At 65.2% G+C, this 20,100-nt stretch carries 18 protein-coding genes; 11 read left to right on the top strand and 7 right to left on the bottom strand.

Going from position 1 to position 20,100, the window contains the following annotated elements; translation table 11 throughout:
- Positions 1 to 65 precede the first annotated feature (65 nt).
- The gene (locus tag NP552_RS20410; protein ID WP_010224169.1) at positions 66 to 218 is read right to left on the bottom strand and encodes a DUF3309 family protein; all 153 of its coding nucleotides are present in this window, start codon (positions 216 to 218) and stop codon (positions 66 to 68) included.
- Between the two features lie 221 nt (positions 219 to 439).
- Between NP552_RS20410 and NP552_RS20405 the strand changes: the two genes are divergently transcribed.
- The 3 genes from NP552_RS20405 to csrA all read left to right on the top strand — a co-directional run bounded on the left by NP552_RS20405 (position 440) and on the right by csrA (position 1,950).
- Positions 440 to 1,255: an SDR family oxidoreductase gene (locus NP552_RS20405; protein ID WP_213606106.1), complete on the top strand. Its 816-nt coding sequence runs from the start codon at positions 440 to 442 to the stop codon at positions 1,253 to 1,255.
- A 48-nt stretch (positions 1,256 to 1,303) separates the two neighbouring features.
- A complete protein-coding gene (locus NP552_RS20400) occupies positions 1,304 to 1,636 on the top strand; it encodes a YnfA family protein (RefSeq protein ID WP_054915866.1) in 333 nt (110 codons plus the stop codon).
- A gap of 125 nt (positions 1,637 to 1,761) precedes the next feature.
- Positions 1,762 to 1,950 carry a carbon storage regulator CsrA gene (csrA, locus tag NP552_RS20395; RefSeq protein ID WP_043862657.1) on the top strand — a complete coding sequence of 63 codons (189 nt, stop codon included), beginning with the start codon at positions 1,762 to 1,764 and terminating at the stop codon, positions 1,948 to 1,950.
- Here csrA and NP552_RS20390 read toward each other — a convergent pair whose 3' ends face one another.
- The 5 genes from NP552_RS20390 to mnmC all read right to left on the bottom strand — a co-directional run bounded on the left by NP552_RS20390 (position 1,951) and on the right by mnmC (position 9,109).
- The gene (locus NP552_RS20390) at positions 1,951 to 2,184 is read right to left on the bottom strand and encodes a YheU family protein (protein ID WP_043862658.1); all 234 of its coding nucleotides are present in this window, start codon (positions 2,182 to 2,184) and stop codon (positions 1,951 to 1,953) included.
- 73 nt (positions 2,185 to 2,257) lie between these two features.
- Complete coding sequence (locus tag NP552_RS20385; protein ID WP_043862659.1) at positions 2,258 to 3,442, bottom strand: osmoprotectant NAGGN system M42 family peptidase; 1,185 nt, start codon at positions 3,440 to 3,442, stop codon at positions 2,258 to 2,260.
- 22 nt (positions 3,443 to 3,464) lie between these two features.
- Complete coding sequence (gene ngg / locus NP552_RS20380; protein WP_058541030.1) at positions 3,465 to 5,210, bottom strand: N-acetylglutaminylglutamine synthetase; 1,746 nt, start codon at positions 5,208 to 5,210, stop codon at positions 3,465 to 3,467.
- Positions 5,211 to 5,213: 3 nt separating this feature from the next.
- Positions 5,214 to 7,001 carry an N-acetylglutaminylglutamine amidotransferase gene (locus NP552_RS20375; RefSeq protein WP_088514039.1) on the bottom strand — a complete coding sequence of 596 codons (1,788 nt, stop codon included), beginning with the start codon at positions 6,999 to 7,001 and terminating at the stop codon, positions 5,214 to 5,216.
- A gap of 104 nt (positions 7,002 to 7,105) precedes the next feature.
- Entirely contained in the window at positions 7,106 to 9,109 is a 2,004-nt protein-coding gene (mnmC, locus tag NP552_RS20370) for a bifunctional tRNA (5-methylaminomethyl-2-thiouridine)(34)-methyltransferase MnmD/FAD-dependent 5-carboxymethylaminomethyl-2-thiouridine(34) oxidoreductase MnmC (protein WP_116055190.1), read from the bottom strand.
- A 100-nt stretch (positions 9,110 to 9,209) separates the two neighbouring features.
- Between mnmC and pap the strand changes: the two genes are divergently transcribed.
- The gene (gene pap, locus NP552_RS20365) at positions 9,210 to 10,700 is read left to right on the top strand and encodes a polyphosphate:AMP phosphotransferase (RefSeq protein WP_274097092.1); all 1,491 of its coding nucleotides are present in this window, start codon (positions 9,210 to 9,212) and stop codon (positions 10,698 to 10,700) included.
- An 80-nt stretch (positions 10,701 to 10,780) separates the two neighbouring features.
- Here the strand turns inward: pap and NP552_RS20360 are convergent, their stop codons facing one another.
- On the bottom strand, positions 10,781 to 12,175 hold the full coding sequence (locus tag NP552_RS20360) for a class II fumarate hydratase (RefSeq protein WP_078479778.1): 1,395 nt from the start codon (positions 12,173 to 12,175) through the stop codon (positions 10,781 to 10,783).
- A gap of 154 nt (positions 12,176 to 12,329) precedes the next feature.
- Between NP552_RS20360 and NP552_RS20355 the strand changes: the two genes are divergently transcribed.
- The 7 genes from NP552_RS20355 (at position 12,330) to NP552_RS20325 (ending at position 20,099) form a co-directional block, all read left to right on the top strand.
- Positions 12,330 to 12,857: a DUF2059 domain-containing protein gene (locus NP552_RS20355; protein ID WP_043862665.1), complete on the top strand. Its 528-nt coding sequence runs from the start codon at positions 12,330 to 12,332 to the stop codon at positions 12,855 to 12,857.
- A 12-nt stretch (positions 12,858 to 12,869) separates the two neighbouring features.
- Positions 12,870 to 13,169 (top strand): BolA family protein, encoded by a 300-nt coding sequence (locus NP552_RS20350; protein WP_043862666.1) that lies wholly within the window; start codon positions 12,870 to 12,872, stop codon positions 13,167 to 13,169.
- 109 nt (positions 13,170 to 13,278) lie between these two features.
- A complete protein-coding gene (trhO, locus tag NP552_RS20345) occupies positions 13,279 to 14,214 on the top strand; it encodes an oxygen-dependent tRNA uridine(34) hydroxylase TrhO (RefSeq protein ID WP_274097091.1) in 936 nt (311 codons plus the stop codon).
- A gap of 3 nt (positions 14,215 to 14,217) precedes the next feature.
- A complete protein-coding gene (locus tag NP552_RS20340) occupies positions 14,218 to 14,850 on the top strand; it encodes a DsbA family protein (RefSeq protein WP_043862668.1) in 633 nt (210 codons plus the stop codon).
- A complete protein-coding gene (locus tag NP552_RS20335; protein WP_043862669.1) occupies positions 14,843 to 16,675 on the top strand; it encodes an ABC transporter ATP-binding protein in 1,833 nt (610 codons plus the stop codon). Before NP552_RS20340 ends, NP552_RS20335 begins: the two co-directional genes overlap by 8 nt.
- 122 nt (positions 16,676 to 16,797) lie before the next feature.
- A complete protein-coding gene (locus tag NP552_RS20330) occupies positions 16,798 to 19,257 on the top strand; it encodes an EAL domain-containing protein (RefSeq protein WP_274097090.1) in 2,460 nt (819 codons plus the stop codon).
- 38 nt (positions 19,258 to 19,295) lie between these two features.
- Positions 19,296 to 20,099: a TenA family transcriptional regulator gene (locus NP552_RS20325; protein ID WP_054915876.1), complete on the top strand. Its 804-nt coding sequence runs from the start codon at positions 19,296 to 19,298 to the stop codon at positions 20,097 to 20,099.
- Position 20,100 lies beyond the last annotated feature (1 nt).

The raw sequence follows: 20,100 nt of genomic DNA, 5'->3' as shown, positions 1-20,100 counted from the left end.
CTGAGCAATAAAAAAACGGCCTTCGGGCCGTTTTTTTATGTGGGGGCCATTGCACCCCCGGGTTTCTATATCTTGCCGAGCAACAACAGGATCAACAGGATGATCAGCACGGTACCAATGATGCCGGACGGGCCGTAGCCCCAACTTCTGGAGTGCGGGAAAACGGGTAAGCCACCGATCAACAGCAAAATCAGGATGATGATAAGTATGGTGCCCATGGCAGAGTCCTTTTGTTGAGTACGGTAATCAGCGTGTGCAGTTGCGATCCATCTCTTCGGTCATGACGTTCATGTCCGCCTGTTAATTCGGACTCCCACAGGCAACTAAAAGTTTAGTTCGATATGTGTTTGCCCGCGCCATTCAGCATCCTGATACAGCGTGGGCGTCGCTGCACCCTTCGCTACACTGGCCTTCAACTTCAGGAACAAGGCATCCGGCTATGCAAAACCGCATGATGATCACTGGCGCCGGGTCCGGCCTTGGCCGCGAGATTGCCCTACGCTGGGCCCGCGAGGGTTGGCAACTGGCCCTGAGCGACATCGGCGAGGCCGGCCTGCAGCAGACCCTCGCGCTGGTGCGCGAGGCGGGCGGCGAGGGCTTCGTCCAGCGTTGCGACGTGCGCGACTACAGCCAGCTCACCGCCCTGGCCCAGGCCTGCGAAGAAAAGCTCGGCGGCATCGATGTGATCGTCAACAACGCCGGGGTGGCGTCGGGCGGTTTTTTTGCCGAGCTGTCGCTGGAAGATTGGGACTGGCAGATCGCGATCAACCTGATGGGCGTGGTCAAGGGCTGCAAGGCGTTCCTGCCGCTGCTCGAACGCAGCAAGGGCCGCATCATCAACATCGCGTCCATGGCGGCGCTGATGCAGGGGCCGGCCATGAGCAACTACAACGTGGCCAAGGCCGGGGTGGTGGCGCTGTCCGAAAGCCTGCTGGTGGAGCTGCGCCAGCAGCAGGTGGCGGTGCACGTGGTGTGCCCGTCGTTCTTCCAGACCAACCTGCTGGATTCGTTCCGCGGCCCCACCCCGGCAATGAAGGCCCAGGTGGGCAAACTGCTGGAAAGCTCGCCGATCAGCGCCAGCGACATTGCCGGCTATATCTACGAGGGGGTGGCGCGCGGTGACTTCATGATTCTGCCCCACGAGCAGGGGTGCCTGGCCTGGCAGCTCAAGCAGCGCGACCCGCAGGCGCTGTATGACGAAATGGCCGAGATGGCCGTGCGAATGCGTGCCAAGGGGCGTCAGACGCAGGCGTAGGCTGTTCGCTACGGTATGCTAGGCGCTTTTGCGCGGGTAGCAGCGGACGTGATGAATTATGTGTGGTTCTTTCTGGCGGCGGTGTTCGAGATCGCCGGCTGTTATGCCTTCTACATGTGGCTGCGGCTGGGCAAGAGCGGCTGGTGGATCGCCCCCGCGCTGCTCAGCCTGACCCTGTTCGGCCTGCTGCTGACCCGCGTCGAGGCGGCCTACGCCGGGCGCGCCTACGCCGCCTATGGCGGCATCTATATCGTCACTTCGCTGCTGTGGCTGGCGGTGGTGGAGCGTGCCCGGCCGATGGGCAGCGACTGGCTCGGTGCGCTGCTGTGCGTGATCGGCGCCACCATCATCGTGATCGGACCACGTTTGCAAAACAGCTGAGCGGGTAGGATCTTGTAGGCAAATTCCCGCAAAGTTGTGGGAATTGTCTATTTGCCTGTCAGAGCGTTGAACCGTTTCAGCACCCGGTTCAGTCTTCACTCTCCCCTGATGTGGAGGATTGGAGAATGCTGGTCATAGGGCGCGAAGTCGGCGAGGTCATCACCATCGATGACGACATCAAGATCAAGGTGCTGTCGGTAGACGGCAACACGGTGCGTTTCGGCATCTGCGCACCACGCGATGTGGAGGTGCACCGTGCAGAAATCTATCGGCGTATCGCCGAGCAACTGGGCAAGGGCGGCCTGGGCGCCTGATCACTGATCGTCCAGCAGCTCGCGGGGCACTTCATGCCTGGCGAGCAGTTGGCACTGCTGGCTGTCCAGGTCGAACAGGATCACCGCCTGCCCCTTGGCCAGCGCCTGGCGCACGCGCAGTACACGGGTTTCCAGCGGGGTGTCGTCGCCATTGTCGGTACCGTCGCGGGTGACGAAGTCTTCGATCAGGCGGGTGAGGGTGTCGGCTTCGAGCTGGTCGTAGGGTATCAACATAAAAAAGCTACAGAATCAGGAAAGGTTTCGCACATGCTACGCGAAACCTTTCCTGCATGTGGCCTGCATGTGGCTAGCCTTTTTGGCCAACCAGGCTGTCCACCGCCGGTACGCGGGTATCACTTTCCATTTGTGCGTCGTGTTCCAGCTGGTGGCTGAAGCTTTCCAGCGAACTGCCGGTGGGCTTGGAATCGCTGGCGAACACCGGCGGGCTGAGCAGGTAGGCGCTGAGCAGGCGGCTGAGGGCAGCCAGGCTGTCGATATGGGTGCGCTCGTAGCCGTGGGTGGCGTCGCAGCCGAACGCCAGCAGCGCGGTACGGATGTCATGCCCGGCGGTGATCGCCGAATGCGCGTCGCTGAAGTAGTAGCGGAACAGGTCGCGGCGCACCGGCAGGTTGTGCTCGCGGCCCAGGCTCAGCAGGTGGCGCGACAGGTGGTAGTCGTAGGGGCCGGCGGAGTCCTGCATGGCCACGCTGACCGCGTGTTCGCTGGAGTGCTGGCCGGGGGCGACCGGGGCGATGTCGATGCCGACGAATTCGCTGACGTCCCACGGCAATGCGGCGGCGGCCCCCGAGCCGGTTTCTTCGGTGATGGTGAACAGCGGATGGCAGTCGATCTGTGGCTGGATGCCGCTTTCGACGATGGCCTTGAGCGAGGCCAGCAGCGCCGCGACGCCGGCCTTGTCGTCCAGGTGACGGGCGCTGATATGGCCGCTTTCGGTGAACTCGGGCAACGGGTCGAAGGCCACGAAGTCACCGATGCCGATGCCCAGGGTTTCACAGTCGGCGCGGGTGGTGCAGTAGGCATCCAGGCGCAGCTCGACGTGCTCCCAGCTCACCGGCATCTGGTCGACCGCGGTATTGAAGGCGTGCCCGCTTGCCATCAGCGGCAACACGCTGCCGCGAAACACGCCGGTGTCGGTGAACACGCTGACCCGGCTGCCCTCGGCGAAACGGCTCGACCAGCAGCCGACCGGGGCCAGGCCCAGGCGGCCGTTGTCCTGCAAGGTGCGCACGCTGGCGCCGATGGTGTCCAGGTGCGCCGAAACGGCGCGGTCGGGCGAGCTCTTGCGGCCCTTGAGGGTGGCGCGGATGGTGCCGCGCCGGGTCAGCTCGAAGGGGATACCCAGTTCTTCCAGGCGCTCGGCCACGTAGCGCACGATGGTGTCGGTGAAGCCGGTGGGGCTGGGGATGGCGAGCATTTCCAGCAGGACCTTCTGCAGATAGGTCAGGTCCGGTTCGGGCAATTGATCAGGCATGCGGACTCCTCGTGGGGCGTTGTCACGGCACCGGCCGGCTGTGCGGGAACAGCAGGTCGACGAAGCGTTCGGCAGTGGGTTGGGGTTCGTGGTTGGCCAGACCGACCCGTTCATTGGCTTCGATGAACACGTAGTCGGGCTGGTCGGCGGCCTTGACCATCAGGTCCAGGCCGACCACCGGAATGTCCAGGGCGCGGGCGGCCCGCACGGCGGCATCCACCAGGGTCGGGTGCAGGCGTGCGGTGACGTCCTCCAGGCAGCCGCCGGTGTGCAGGTTGGCGGTACGCCGTACGGCCAGGCGCTGGCCGGCGGGCAGAATGGTGTCGTAGTCGACCCCGGCGGCGTGCAGGGTGCGCTGGGTCTCGGCGTCGAGCGGGATCTTGCTTTCGCCACCGGTGGCGGCCTGGCGCCTGCGGCTCTGGGCTTCGATCAGCGCACCGATGGCGTGCTGGCCGTCGCCGACGATCGAGGCCGGGTGACGAATCGCGGCGGCCACCACCTCGTAGCCGATGACCACGATGCGCAGGTCCAGCCCTTCATGAAAGCTTTCCAGCAACACGCGGCTGTCGTACTGGCGCGCGTGCTCGATGGCGGCGTCCAGGTCTTGCAGGCAGGTCAGGTTGACCGCCACGCCGTTGCCCTGTTCGCCATCCAGCGGCTTGACCACCACCGCGCCGTGGTCTTCCAGAAAGGCCAGGTTGTCGGCGGCGTTGCCCGCCAGCTGTTGCGCCGGCAGGCTCAGGCCGGCGGCTTCGAGCACCTTGTGGGTCAGGCTCTTGTCCTGGCACAGGGTCATGCTCACGGCGGTGGTCAGGTCGCTGAGCGACTCGCGGCAGCGCACCCGGCGTCCGCCGTGGTTGAGGGTGAACAGCCCGGCGGTGGCATCGTCCACCTGCACATCGATGCCGCGCTTGTAGGCTTCCTCGACGATGATCCGCGCATAGGGGTTGAGCCCGGCCTCCGGCCCCGGCCCCAGGAACAGCGGCTGGTTGATGCCGTTCTTGCGCTTGACCGCGAAGGTGGGCAGGGTGCGAAAGCCCAGCTTGGCGTACAGCCGCTTGGCCTGGCGATTGTCGTGCAGCACCGACAGGTCGAGGTGGCTCAGCCCGCGGCTCATGAAGTGTTCGATCAGGTGGCGTACCAGTACTTCGCCGACCCCGGGCCGGGTGCAGTTGGGGTCCACGGCCAGGCACCACAGGCTGCTGCCGTGCTCCGGGTCGTCGAAGGCCTTTTGATGATTCAGGCCCATCACGCTGCCGATCACCGCACCGTTGTCCTCGTCTTCGGCCAGCCAGTACACCGGGCCGCCCTGGTGGCGCGGAGTGATCAGCGCCGGGTCGACCGGCAGCATGCCACGGGCCACGTACAGCTCGTTGATGGCTGCCCAGTCGCTGTCGCTCTGTGCGCGGCGGATACGAAAGCCGCGAAACACTCGCTGCGCCTGGCGGTAGTCGCTGAACCACAGGCGCAAGGTGTCGGAGGGGTCGAGAAACAGCTGTTGCGGCGCCTGGGCCAGTACCTGCTGGGGGGCGGCCACGTACAGCGCGATATCGCGCTCGCCGGGCTGCTCCTTGGCCAGGGCCGCCGCCAGGCTGGCCGGGTCGGGGTAGGTGTGGCCGATCAGCAGCCGGCCCCAACCGCAATGCAACCAGCGCGGCTGGTCGTGCGGGTCGCTGCCGTCGCCGGCCAGTTGCGCCTGCAGGCGTTCATAGGACGGCACCTGGCCGCGCAGCAGGCGCTGGCCATAGGGTGAGGCATGGGCTTTCATCGATCAGATTCCTTGTTCGCTGAGCCACAGGTTCAGCGCGGCCAGTTGCCACAGTTTGGAGCCGCGCAGCGGCGTCAGTTGCCCATGCGGGTCGCTGAGCAGGCGGTCGAGCATGGCCGGGTTGAACAGGCCGCGGTCCTGGCTCGGGTCCAGCAGCAGCTCGCGTACCCAGTCCAGGGTGGCGCCTTGCAGGTGCTTGAGGCCCGGTACCGGGAAGTAGCCCTTCTTGCGGTCGATGACTTCACTGGGGATGACCAGTCGCGCGGCTTCCTTGAGCACCTGCTTGCCGCCATCGGGCAGCTTGAACTGGGCCGGCACCCGCGCCGACAGCTCCACCAGCCGGTAGTCGAGGAACGGCGTGCGAGCCTCCAGGCCCCAGGCCATGGTCATGTTATCGACCCGTTTGACCGGGTCGTCGACCAGCATCACCGTGCTGTCCAGGCGCAGGGCCTTGTCGACTGCCGCGCTGGCGCCGGGCTGGGCGAAGTGCTGGCGCACGAAGTCGCCGGCGGCGTCATTGCCCAGCAGCCAGGCCGGCTGCACGGTGTCGCGGTACTCGTCGTAGCTGCGGTCGAAGAAGGCCTCGCGGTAGGCCGCGTACGGGTCCTTGGCGCCGTCCACCTGCGGGTACCAGTGGTAGCCGGCGAACAGCTCGTCGGCACCCTGGCCGCTCTGCACCACCTTGCAGTGCTTGGCCACTTCCCGCGAGAGCAGGTAGAAGGCGATGCAGTCGTGGCTGACCATCGGCTCGCTCATGGCGCGGAACGCGGCTGGCAGTTGCTCGATGATTTCGCGCTCGTCGATGCGCAACTGGTGGTGGCGGGTGCCGTAGTGCTTGGCGATCAGGTCCGAATACTGGAACTCGTCGCCACGTTCGCCGCCGGCATCTTCGAAGCCGATGGAGAAGGTCGACAGGTCCTCGACCCCGACTTCGCGCAGCAGGCCGACCAGCAGGCTGGAGTCGACGCCGCCCGAGAGCAGCACGCCGACATCCACGGCCGCGCGCTGACGGATTGCAACGGCTTCGCGGGTGCTGTCGAGCACGCGGTCGCGCCAGTCTTCCAGGGTCAGGTGCTGTTCATCGGTGCGTGGGCCGTAGTGCAGGTTCCACCACACGTGCTGCTCGGCGCGGCCCTGGGCGTCGATACGCATCCAGGTGGCCGGTGGCAGCTTTTCGATGTTCGCCAGCAGGGTCCGCGGGGCGGGCACCACGGCGTGGAAGTTCAGGTAGTGGTTGAGTGCCACCGGGTCGAGCACCGGGTTGATGTCGCCGCCCTTGAGCAGGGCCGGCAGGCTCGATGCGAAGCGCAGGCGTTCGCCGGTGCGCGACAGGTACAGCGGCTTGACCCCCAGGCGGTCGCGGGCGAGGAACAGCTGCTGGCTGTCACGTTCCCAGATCGCCAGGGCGAACATGCCGTTCAGGCGCTGCAGCAGATCGGCGCCCCAGGCGTGGTAGCCCTTGAGCAGCACTTCGGTGTCGCCGTCCGAGTAGAAGGCATAGCCCAGGCTTTCGAGTTCGGCGCGCAGCTCGGGGAAGTTGTAGATGGCGCCGTTGAATGCCAGCGACAGGCCCAGCTGGCTGTCGATCATGGGCTGGGCCGAGCCGTCGGACAGGTCCATGATCTTCAGGCGCCGATGGCCCAGGGCGATGGGCCCCTGGCTATGGAAGCCCCAGGCATCCGGGCCGCGGGGCGCCAGGTGATGGGTCATCCGTTCGACCGCGGCCAGGTCCGCCGGGCGTGGTGTGTTGGCTACAGGGGTGAAACGAAACTCTCCAGCTAATCCGCACATAAGTCCTTACCGGTTTTTCCGTTGGGGAAGGTGCCCTGAATTCGGGCACATAGGAACTGACCGGTGCGGATCCTGTGAGTTTTAGATCAATCTGTTATAAGCCTTCAGCCTTGCTTGCCCTTGCCGCGTATCAGTTCGCGCAACATGAAACGATTCGGGTGGCAGGCCTCGGCCACGTCGCGCGGCACCGGCAAGGGTGCGTTGTCGACCCAGGCGGCGATCAGTTCACCCGCCAGAGGCGCGGTGATCAGGCCGCGCGAACCATGGCCGCTGTTCACATACAGGCCCTCCAGCCAGGGGCACGGAGTGTCCGGCAGCTGTCGCGCGTCCTTGCCGAGCACGGCATACGCCTGGTTGAACGCCGCCTTGTCGGCCAACGGGCCGACGATCGGCAGGTAGTCGGGGCTGGTGCAGCGAAACGCCGCGCGGCCCTGCAGGCTGGCCGGGTCCAGCTCGGCAGCGCCAAGGCGTTCTGCCAGGTCGCCGGAGATTTCCCGCAGCAGCTCCAGGTTGCTCGCATGTTCGGCAGCGGTGGGGGCGAGGTCGGTGCTGTGGAAGTCGAAGCTCGCCCCCAGGGTGTGTTCGCCCAGGCGCGGCGGCGCGACGTAACCGTCGGCGCACACCACGGTGCCCAGCGCGCGGCTGGCGTTGGTGGCCGGCAGGCGGGTGATCTGCCCGCGGATGCGCTTGAGCGGCAGCTCGGCGCACGGCTCGAAACGATGGATGTCCGCTGCGCTGGCCAGCACCACCAGCGGCGCGCTGGCCAGCAGGCGCTCGCCGTCCCATGCCTGCCACAAGCCGTCGACCTTGCGCAGCTGTACCACGTCATGGTGGGGCAGCAGGGTGATGTTCGGTTGCCCGGCCTGCCATTGGCACAGCGCGGGCGGATGCACCCAGCCGCCCTCGGGGTAGTACAGACCGCCACTGGGCAGGCCGACCCCGGCCACGGCTTCGGCCTGCGGCTGGTCGAGGCGCTGCAGCAGGGTGTCGCTGAACGCCTGGTCGAGCTTGATCTGGCGCTGGTCTTCCTTGTCGTCGAAGGCCAGTTGCAGCACCCCGCAGGCGTCCCAGTCGGTGCCGCGCTGCAACTGTTCGAGCAGGCGGCGGGTGTAGCCGAAGCCGGCGACGATCAGCCGCGACAGTGCGGTGCCGTGGGCCGACAGCTTCAGGTACAGCACGCCCTGGGGGTTGCCCGAGGCTTCACCGGCAGGGGCGGCGTGGCGCTCCAGCAGGCGTACCTGCCAGCCGCGCGCCGCCAGGCTGGCGGCGGTGGCGCAACCGGCCAGGCCGGCGCCGATCACCAGCGCCTCGCGGGGGCCGGCCAGCGGCGCGGGGCGCGCGAACCATGGGGCAACCGGCGCGAGCGGCGCTTGCTCGGCGGGCCAGCCGGTGAATGCGCCGCGCAGCACTTCCCATTTTTTGCCGATACCCGGAATGCGCTTCATCTTGAAGCCCACCGCAATCAGCCCGCGACGCACCCAGCCGGTGCTGGTGAAGGTGCCAAGGGTGGCACCCGGCGCCGACAGGCGTCCGAGCTGGGCGAACAGCTCGGGGGTCCACATGTCGGGGTTCTTGGCCGGGGCAAAGCCATCGAGAAACCAGGCGTCGATGGGGGCGTCCAACTGCGGCAGCTGTTCCCGCGCATCGCCGATCATCAGGGTCAGGGTCACCCGACCCTGGTCGAAGACGAACTGCTGGAAACCTTCGTGCACCGCCACGTACTGCGCCAGCAGTGGCTGGCTGAACGGCGTCAGCTCCGGCCACAGGGCCAGGGCCTTGGCCAGGTCGGCATGGCTGAGGGGGTATTTTTCGACGCTGACGAAATGCAGGCGTGCCCCGGCCGGTGCACAGTCGGCGAACACCTGCCAGGCGCAGAAGAAGTTCAGGCCGGTGCCGAAGCCGGTTTCCCCGATCACCAGGCAACTGCCGTCGGCCATCGCGGCGAAGCGCTGGCGCAGGTCGTTCTGCTCGATGAACACATGACGGGTTTCCTCCAGGCTCTGCTCCTTGGAGAAATAGATGTCGTCGTACTGGCGTGAATACGGGCGGCCCTGTTCATCCCACTCGATCTGGGCGTACTGGGTCGGGGTGGCGGGGGTGTCGTTCATGTTCGGCTCGGCAACAGCGAAGCGTGCATTCTAGCCGATCGCCTTGCGACAAAGGGCTGCGTGATCCGCTAGTCTTGCTTATCCAAGAAGGGAGCCTGGTATGTTCGAATCCGCCGAAATTGGTCACGCCATCGACAAAGAAACCTATGACGCCGAAGTGCCGGCGTTGCGCGAAGCCTTGCTCGAAGCCCAGTTCGAGCTCAAGCAGCAGTCTCGCTTTGCGGTCATCGTGCTGATCAATGGCATCGAGGGGGCCGGCAAGGGCGAAACCGTCAAGCTGCTCAACGAGTGGATGGACCCGCGCCTGATCGAGGTGCGCACCTTCGACCAGCAGACCGACGAGGAGCTGGCCCGGCCGCCGGCCTGGCGCTACTGGCGGGCCTTGCCGAGCAAGGGGCGCATGGGCGTCTTCTTCGGCAACTGGTACAGCCAGATGCTGCAGGGGCGGGTGCATGGCCAGTTCAAGGACGCGGTGCTCGACCAGGCCATCAACGGTGCCGAACGGCTGGAAAAGATGCTGTGCGACGAAGGCGCGCTGATCTTCAAGTTCTGGTTTCACCTGTCCAAGAAGCAGATGAAGGCGCGGCTCAAGTCGCTCAAGGATGACCCGCTGCACAGCTGGAAGATCAGCCCGCTGGACTGGCAGCAATCGCAGACCTATGACCGGTTCGTGCGCTTCGGCGAACGGGTGCTGCGCCGCACCAGCCGTGACTATGCGCCCTGGCACATCATCGAGGGCGTGGACCCGAACTACCGCAGCCTGGCAGTGGGCAAGATCCTGCTCGAGGGCCTGCAGAACGCCTTGAAGGCCAAGGCCCTGGGACGCCAGACCAACATCGCGCCGCTGGGCGAATCCATCGACGGACGTAGCCTGCTGGGCAGCCTGGACATGACCCTGCGTCTGGACAAGAACGACTACCAGGAGCAGCTGATTGTCGAGCAGGCCCGTCTGGCGGGCCTGCTGCGTGACAAGCGCATGCGTCGCCACGCGCTGGTGGCGGTGTTCGAGGGCAACGACGCGGCGGGCAAGGGCGGTGCCATTCGGCGCGTGGCCGCCGCGCTGGACCCGCGTCAGTACCGCATCGTGCCGATTGCCGCCCCTACCGAGGAGGAGCGGGCGCAGCCCTACCTGTGGCGGTTCTGGCGGCACATTCCGGCGCGCGGCAAGTTCACGGTGTTCGACCGCTCGTGGTACGGGCGGGTGCTGGTGGAGCGCATCGAGGGCTTCTGCAGCCAGGCCGACTGGATGCGCGCCTATGGCGAGATCAACGATTTCGAGGAGCAACTGCACGACGCTGGCGTGGTGGTGGTCAAGTTCTGGCTGTCGATCGACGAGCAGACCCAGCTTGAGCGTTTTCAGGAGCGCGAGCAGATACCGTTCAAACGCTTCAAGATCACCGAGGAAGACTGGCGCAACCGCGACAAGTGGGACGCGTATTCCGAGGCGGTGGGCGACATGGTCGACCGCACCAGCACCGAAGTGGCGCCCTGGACGCTGGTGGAGGCCAATGACAAGCGTTGGGCGCGAGTGAAGGTGCTGCGCACCATCAACGAGGCGCTGGAGACGGCGTTCAAGAAAGACAAGAAGTGATCATTGGCCGCATCGCGGGGCACTCCATCAGCCTTGTGGGAGCGGCTTGACCCGCGACGGGCTGCGTAGCAGAGCTTTTTTCAGCCTTTGCCGCCAGCCTCGAGCATCTGCTCCGGCCTTACCCATTCATCGAACTGCGCATCGGTCAGATACCCCAGTTCCAGCGCCGCCTCGCGCAGGGTGGTGCCTTCGGCGTAGGCCTTCTTGGCGATCTGCGCCGACTTGTCGTAACCGATATGCGGGTTGAGCGCCGTCACCAGCATCAGCCCGCGCTCCAGGTGCTCGGCCATCTGCTGCGGGTCTGGCTCGATGCCCGCCACGCAGTGCTGCTGGAAGTTGCGGCAGCCATCGGCCAGCAGTTCGATCGACTGCAGCAGGTTGTGGATGATCACCGGCTTGAACACGTTGAGCTGCAGGTGGCCCTGGCTGGCGGCAAAGCCGATGGTGGTGTCGTTGCCCAGCACCTGGCAGGCCAGCATCGACAGTGCCTCGCACTGGGTCGGGTTGACCTTGCCGGGCATGATCGAGCTGCCCGGCTCGTTGGCCGGCAGGCGCACCTCGGCCAGCCCCGCGCGCGGCCCGGAGCCGAGCAGGCGCAGGTCGTTGGCCAGCTTCATCAGGGCCACGGCCAGGGTTTTCAGCGCACCGGCCAGGGTGGTCAGCGGCTCGTGCCCGGCCAGCGCGGCAAACTTGTTGGGCGCGGTGACGAACGGCAGCCCCGACAAGGCGGCAAGCTCGGCGGCGATCGCCTCGGCAAACCCGTGCGGTGCGTTCAGCCCGGTACCCACGGCGGTACCGCCCTGGGCCAGTTCGCACACCGCCGGCAGCGCCGCGCGGATGGCGCGCTGGGCGTAGTCCAGCTGGGCCACGTAGGCCGAGACCTCCTGGCCGAAGGTGATCGGGGTGGCGTCCATCATGTGGGTTCGCCCGGTCTTGACCAGTTGCATGTGGCGTGCGGCCAGTTCGGCCAACCCGCCCGACAGCTCGGCGATGGCCGGCAGCAGTTGCTGGTTGACCGCCTGTGCGGCGGCAATGTGCATGGCGGTCGGGAAGCAGTCGTTGGAGCTCTGCGAGCGGTTGACGTGGTCGTTGGGGTGCACCGGCACCTTGCCGCCGCGGCCCTTGCCAGCCAGCTCGTTGGCGCGCCCGGCCAACACTTCGTTGGCGTTCATGTTGCTCTGGGTACCGCTGCCGGTCTGCCACACCACCAGCGGGAACTGGTCGTCATGCTCGCCGGCCAACACCTCGTCGGCGGCCTGTTCGATCAGGCGGGCGATGTCGGCCGGCAGGTCGCCGTTGCGGTCATTGACCCGCGCTGCGGCTTTCTTGATCAGCACCAGCGCGTGCAGTACCGCCAGCGGCATGCGTTCCTTGCCGATGGCAAAGTTGATCAGCGAGCGCTGGGTCTGGGCACCCCAGTAGGCCTCGTCAGGAACTTCAACCGGGCCCAGGCTGTCAGTTTCGATACGGCTCATGCGGTACGCACTCCTTTAATGGCTTGTTTGCGCAGTTTAGGCCCTGATTCGGCATGGCGGTTCCATTGCCTGTCGTCCCTCTTGAGCAGGCTGCCCCAGTCGGCGCAGAATGCTCTACTCTGGGTACGCCCTCTTTTTATTTTAAGGAATTTCGATGACCCGTCTTCGCGCCCTCTGCACGGCTGTCGCGCTGGTCTGCGCCAGCGGCCAGGCACTCGCCGATACCGCCAGCCACAACGCCAGCGCTGAAAAATTCCTGGTGATGGCGCACGCCGACAAACTGGGTACCCCGGTCTACATGCAGGTGCAGCAGATGTTTGCCCAGCGCTTCGAGCAGACCAAGGCGCCGGCGTCCAAAAAGGCCGTGCTTGAAACCTACCAGGCCAAGGCCAACGCCGCCCTGGACCAGGCCATCGGCTGGAACAAGCTCAAGCCGGACATGATCAAGCTGTACACCAGCACCTTCAGCGAATCCGAGCTCAAGGACCTGGTCGCCTTCTACCAGTCGCCACTGGGCAAGAAAGTCCTGGAAAAGATGCCTGCCGTTACCCAGCAGTCGGCCCAGCTGACCCAGCAGAAGCTTGAAAGCGCCGTGCCGGTGGTCAACAAGCTGTTGGCCGACATGACCAACGAGCTGGACCCGTCCGCCGGCAAGGCGGCCGCACCGGCCAAGAAACCTTAAGCGGAGCCCAGCATGTCGATGCAGCAGAAGATCGAACAGAGCCTGGCGGCGCTCGCCCCGCAACACCTCGAGGTGCTGGACGAGAGCCACATGCACAGCCGGGGCCAGCAGACCCACTACAAGGCCGTGCTGGTCAGCGAACAGTTCGATGGCTTGAACAGCGTCAAGCGCCACCAGAAGGTCTACGCCACCCTGGGTGACCTGATGGGGCAGTTCCATGCCCTGGCGTTGCATACCTACACCCCGCAGGAATGGCAGAAAGTCGGCAGCGCGCCGGCTTCGCCCACCTGCGCCGGAGGCAGCAAACACTGAAATCCCTTTCAGGTTTTTGCTAGAATCCGCAACGCGCCGCCTGTCGGCGCGTTTTTTATTGTCGACCCGGTCCGCCCTTTGCGAGGGTGACCACCTGGAGAATCAAGGCATGACCCAAGCTATCGTCGTGGCGGCGCTGTACAAGTTCGTCACCCTGAAAGATTACGTCGAGCTGCGCGAGCCGCTGCTCGAGACCATGGAGCGCAACGGGGTCAAGGGCACCCTGCTGCTGGCCGAAGAGGGTATCAACGGCACCGTGTCGGGTACCCGCGAAGGCATCGATGGCCTGCTGGCCTGGCTGCGCAGCGATGCACGCCTGGTGGACATCGATCACAAGGAATCGTACTGCGACGAACAGCCGTTCTACCGCACCAAGGTCAAGCTCAAGAAAGAGATCGTGACCCTCGCCGTGCCGGGCGTGGACCCGAACCGGACGGTCGGTACCTATGTCGAGCCCAAGGACTGGAACGCGCTGATCAGCGACCCCGAAGTGCTGCTGATCGACACCCGCAACGACTATGAAGTGGCGATTGGTACCTTCGAGGGCGCCATCGACCCAAAGACCACCACCTTTCGCGAGTTTCCCGAGTACATCAAGGCCAACTTCGACCCTGCCCGGCACAAGAAGGTGGCGATGTTCTGCACCGGTGGCATCCGCTGCGAAAAAGCCTCCAGCTATATGCTCGGCGAGGGTTTCGAAGCGGTCTATCATCTTAAGGGTGGCATCCTGAAGTACCTCGAGGAGGTTCCCCAGGAAGAAACGCGCTGGCAGGGCGACTGCTTTGTCTTCGACAACCGCGTGACCGTGCGTCACGACCTCAGCGAAGGCGACTACGACCAGTGCCACGCCTGTCGTACCCCGATCAGCGTGGAGGAACGGGCCTCCGAGCATTATTCGCCAGGCATCAGCTGCCCGCATTGCTGGGACAGCCTGAGCGAGAAGACCCGGCGCAGCGCCATCGATCGGCAGAAGCAGATCGAGTTGGCCAAGGCCCGCAACATGCCGCACCCGATCGGCCACAACTATCGCAAAGCCGAGGTGTGATGGATGACCGCTCGCCTGCTGTATGTAATGGACCCGATGTGCTCCTGGTGCTGGGGTTTCGCACCCGTGGCCGAGGCCCTGATACGGCAGGCGCGCGAGGCCGGCGTGGACACCCACCTGGTGCCCGGCGGCCTGCGCTCGGGCAGCAGTGCGCTGGATGCCTCCACCCGGCGCTACATTCTTGAACACTGGCAGGCGGTCAACCAGGCCACCGGCCAGCCGTTCCAGCTCGAGGGCGCGATGCCCGAAGGCTTTGTCTACGACACCGAACCTGCCTGCCGCGCGCTGGTGGCTGCACGCAGCCTCGACCCGCAGCGGGCCTGGACGCTGCTGGGGATGATCCAGCAGGCGTTCTACCAGCGCAGCGAAGACGTGACCCTGCCGGTCAAGCTGGTGGAGCTGGCCGAGCAGGCCGGTTTCGACCGCGCCGCCTTCGCCGAGGCCTTCAGCAGCGGCGACACCCGCAGCGCCACCGCCGCCGACTTCACCTGGGTGCAGGACCTGGGCATCGCGGGCTTCCCGACCCTGCTCGCCGAGCGCAATGGCCAACTGGCCCTGCTGACCAACGGCTACCAGGCCCTGGGGGCGCTGCAGCCGCTGCTGGGGCGCTGGCTGGAGCATGCGGTCAATGCTTGACCTGCCTGGCTCCCCCGACCCGGTGCCCGGGCCGACGCCGGCACCTGTCGATCGCTTGAGCTGGGCCGAGATCCGGCGCCTGGCGCAACACCACAAGAAAGCCCTGTGGACTGCCAACGGCGTGGCCGTGCTGGCGGCCCTGTGCAGTGTGCCGATTCCGCTGCTGCTGCCGTTGCTGGTCGACGAAGTGCTGCTGGGGCACGGCGATGCGGCGCTCAAGTGGATGAACAACCTGCTGCCCGCCAGCTGGCAGGTGGCGGCCGGCTACATCGGCCTGATGCTGGTCTTCACCCTGACGCTGCGCTGTGCGGCACTGGCCTTCAACGTGGTGCAGGCCAAGCTGTTCGCCGGGCTGGCCAAGGACATCGTCTACCGGCTGCGCATCCGCCTGATCGAGCGGCTCAAGCGCATCTCCCTGAGCGAGTACGAGAGCCTGGGCAGCGGTACGGTTACCACGCACCTGGTCACCGATCTGGACACCGTGGACAAGTTCGTCGGTGAAACCCTCAGCCGCTTTCTGGTGGCCATGCTCACGCTGGCCGGCACCTCGGCGATCCTGTTGTGGATGCACTGGCAGCTGGCGCTGTTGATCCTGCTGTTCAACCCGCTGGTGATCTTTGCCACGGTGCAGTTGGGCAAGCGGGTCAAGCACCTGAAGAAACTCGAGAACGACAGCACCTCGCGCTTCACCCAGGCACTGACCGAAACCCTGGATGCGATCCAGGAAATCCGTGCCGGCAACCGCCAGGGCTACTTTCTCGGGCGCCTGGGCATGCGTGCCCAGGAGGTGCGCAACTATGCGGTGTCCTCGCAATGGAAGAGCGATGCCAGCAGCCGCGCCAGTGGCTTGCTGTTCCAGTTCGGCATCGACATCTTTCGCGCAGCGGCCATGCTCACGGTGCTGTTTTCCGACCTCAGCATCGGCCAGATGCTGGCGGTGTTCAGCTACCTGTGGTTCATGATCGGCCCGGTGGAGCAGTTGCTCAACCTGCAGTACGCCTACTACGCGGCAGGTGGTGCGCTGAGCCGGATCAACGAGCTGCTGGCGCGCAGCGACGAGCCGCAGTATCCCGGCGGCATCGACCCTTTCGCGGGGCAGACCACCGTGGGCATCGAGGTGCGCGGGCTGCGTTTCGGCTATGGCGAGGAGCCGGTGCTGGACCAGTTGAACCTGTCCATCGCACCCGGCGAGAAGGTGGCCATCGTCGGCGCCAGCGGCGGCGGCAAGAGCACCCTGGTGCAGCTGTTGCTGGGCCTGTACAGCGCCCAGGCCGGCAGCATCCGCTTCGGCGGTTCGACCTTGCAGGAGATCGGCCTGGAAACCCTGCGCGAGCATGTGGCGGTGGTGTTGCAGCACCCGTCGCTGTTCAACGACACCGTGCGCGCCAACCTGACCATGGGCCGCGAGAGTACCGATGAGGCCTGCTGGCAGGCGCTGCGCATTGCCCAGCTCGACGCCACCATCGCCGCGCTGCCGCAGGGCCTGGACAGTGTGGTGGGACGTTCGGGCGTGCGTCTGTCCGGCGGGCAGCGCCAGCGTCTGGCGATAGCGCGCATGGTGCTGGCCGAGCCCAAGGTCGTCATTCTCGATGAGGCCACCTCGGCACTGGACGCGGCCACCGAGTACAACCTGCACCAGGCGCTGAGCCGCTTCCTCAGCGCCCGTACCACCCTGATCATCGCTCACCGCCTGTCGGCAGTGAAGCAGGCCGACCGCGTGCTGGTGTTCGACGGCGGGCATGTCGCCGAGGATGGCGGTCACCAGCAGCTGATCGCCGAGGGCGGGTTGTACGCCAAGCTCTATGGGCATTTGCAACAGAGCTGAGGGCCTTCTACTGTACAACTGTTGTACAGGTGAAAAAGGGCCTGATGGCAGGTGGCAAATGGCCTAGGCTGTGTCTGTGCAGGATGAGACTCATCGGGCTGCGCATTGCTGCAAGGGACCTCATGAAGCAGAAACGGACTCTCGAAGCGCCCAGGTTGTTGGGCATCATCTGGCCTTTTGTGGCGGTCGTACTGTTCCAGGCCTTGCTGGGGGGCATCAGCCTCTATGCCTTGTCGGCCGTGCGCGGTTATGTGGCGGGCGAGAGCCTGTGGTCCAAGGGGCAGAAGGACGCCATCTACTTCCTGAGCCTGTATACCGACAGCCGCGACGAGGCGGCCTACCAGAAGTACCGGCAGGCTATCGCCATCCCCCAGGGTGGGCACCAACTGCGCACCGCGCTGGACGCCAAGCCCCTGGACCTGGCCGCTGCGCGCCAGGGCATCCTCAGGGGCGGCAACCACCCGGATGACATCGACAGCGTCATCTGGCTCTACCTGAATTTCCGTCATGTCAGCTACATGGAACGCGCCATCGAACGCTGGTCGGTGGGGGACGACTACCTGCAGCAGCTGGATGCGCTGGCCAACCGGATCCACCAGGGTATCGTCACCGGGAATGTCACTGCGCAGCGGGTTGCAGCCTGGAAGGGTGAGATCGCCGCGATCAACGAGGCGGTAACCCCCGCCGCCATGGCGTTCAGCGATGCCCTGGGCGAAGGATCGCGCATGCTGTTGCGCCTGCTGCTGGTGGTCAACCTGGCCACGGCACTGTTTCTGATTGCGCTGGCCTGCCTGCGCACGCACAAGCTATTGGCGCAGCGTCAGGCCTTTGCCAGTGCCCTGCAGGTGGAGAAGGATCGGGCGCAGATCACCTTGCAGTCGATTGGCGATGGGGTGATCACCACCGATGTCGAGGGCTGTATCGCCTACATGAACCCTGCCGCCGAGCAGTTGACCCACTGGAGCGCCGGACAGGCCCAGGGCCTGCCGCTGGCGGCGCTGTTCAGCCTGCTGGACGACAACGCCGAAAAAGACAGCCTGTCCCTTACCGAGCGCATTCTGAGCGGTACCCTCAAGGGCGGCAGCGAGCACGCCAAGCTGATCCAGCGGCTGGACGGCAGCACGGTGTCGGTGGCCCTGGTGGGCTCGCCGATCATCAGTGACGGTCAGGTCAGTGGCATCGTGCTGGTGCTGCACGACATGACCCAGGAGCGCCAGTACATCGCCAACCTGTCGTGGCAGGCCACCCATGATGCCCTCACCGGGCTGGCCAACCGGCGCGAATTCGAATACCGGCTGGAGCTGGCGCTGGGCGACCTGGGCCGCCAGGCGGCGCGCCACACCCTGCTGTTTCTGGACCTGGATCAGTTCAAGCTGGTCAACGACACCTGTGGCCATGCGGCGGGCGACGAATTGCTTCGTCACATTTGCGCGGTGCTGCAGGCGGGCGTTCGCGAGGGCGATACGCTGGCGCGCCTGGGCGGCGACGAGTTCGGTATCCTGCTGGAGAACTGCCTGCCCGAGCAGGCCGAGCGCATTGCCGAGAATCTGCGCCAGACCGTGCAGAGCCTGCACTTCGTGTGGAAGGGGCGCCCGTTCATGACCACCGTGAGCGTGGGGCTGGTCCACCTGCAACTGGCACCCCATACGCTGGAGGCCTCGCTGCGTGCGGCCGACATGGCGTGCTACATGGCCAAGGAGAAGGGGCGCAACCGGGTGCAGGTGTACCACCCCGACGACACCGAGCTGTCCATGCGCTTTGGCGAGATGGCCTGGATCCAGCGCCTGCACATCGCCCTGGAGGAAGACCGCTTCTGCCTGTATGCCCAGGAAATCGCACCACTGGCGGCCGGTGAGTCGGATGCCGGTCATCTGGAAATACTGCTGCGCCTGCATGATGAGAGCGGGCGCATCATCCTGCCCGACAGCTTCATCCCGGCCGCCGAACGCTATGGGCTCATGACGGCCCTGGATCGCTGGGTGGTGAACAGAGTGTTCAAGGTGATTCGCCAGGCGCTGGACGATGGGCGAAAGGGGCCATTGGCAATGTGCGCCATCAACCTGTCGGGCAGCAGCATCGGCGATGACAAGTTTCTGGATTATCTGCAGCGCCAGTTCGTCGAGTACGCCATACCGCCTGAAATGATCTGTTTCGAGATCACCGAAACCAGTGCGATTGCCAACCTGGGCAGCGCCATTCGTTTCATCAACGAATTGAAAGGGCTGGGTTGCCACTTTTCGCTGGACGACTTCTGCGCCGGGATGTCGTCGTTTGCCTACCTCAAACACCTGCCCGTGGACTTCCTGAAAATCGACGGGAGTTTCGTCAAGGACATGCTTGACGATCCGATTAACCGGGCTATGGTCGAAGTGATCAACCATATTGGCCACGTCATGGGCAAGCGCACCATTGCCGAGTTTGTCGAGACGCCCCTGATCGAGCAGGCGCTGCATGAAATTGGTGTCGATTACGCCCAGGGCTACCTGATCGAGCGGCCGCAGGTGTTCACCTGTGAAAGCTTGCAACGCCGGCGTATCCGTTCGCGACCCTTGCTGTTCAGGACGCCGGGGACGTTTCGCTGAGCGTTCACTTCAAATCACAAGGATGTAGGGATATGACAGTGATTGATGCATTTGAGCGAGTGGGTCCATTGATGGACGCGCAAAGTTACCCACTCTGGGCTCAGAAACTGATCGAGGATTGCAGTGCGAGCAAGCAGCGGGTGGTAGAGCATGAAATCTATCACCGCCTGCGCGACGGCAAGCTGAGCCAGCGCACCCTGCGCCAGTATCTGATCGGCGGCTGGCCGGTAGTCGAACAGTTTTCGGTGTACATGGCGCAGAACCTGGCCAAGACCAGTTTTGCCCGCCACCCGGGGGAAGACATGGCGCGTCGCTGGCTGATGCGCAATATCCGTGTCGAGCTCAACCATGCCGACTACTGGGTGCACTGGGCCCAGGCGCACGGGGTCAGCCTGGACGATCTGAACGAGCAGAACGTGCCGACCGAGTTGCAGGCGCTGAGTGACTGGTGCTGGCATACCTGTGCGGCCGATTCGCTGATCGTGGCCATGGCCGCGACCAACTATGCGATCGAAGGCGCGGTGGGGGAATGGTCGGCGCTGGTGTGTTCGACGGATACCTACGCCAACGGCTTTCCCGAAAGCGGGCGCAAACGCGCCATGAAATGGCTGAGGATGCACGCGCAGTATGACGACGAGCACCCTTGGGAGGCGTTGGAGATCATCTGCACGCTGGCGGGCAACAACCCACCACAGGCGCTGCAGACCCAGCTGCGTCGCGCGATCTGCAAGAGCTACGACTACATGTACCTGTTTCTAGAGCGCTGTCTGCAGCTGGAGCAGTCCCCACAGGCCGAGCCGGGCTCCACTGCCCGGTCGCGCTCGGCCCTGGTCGGTGCCTGAG

The sequence above is a fragment of the Pseudomonas sp. 8209 genome (genome assembly GCF_028682105.1).
In the GTDB taxonomy this organism is placed as follows: domain Bacteria; phylum Pseudomonadota; class Gammaproteobacteria; order Pseudomonadales; family Pseudomonadaceae; genus Aquipseudomonas; species Aquipseudomonas palmensis.
This window is presented reverse-complemented; position numbering and strand designations above follow the sequence as displayed.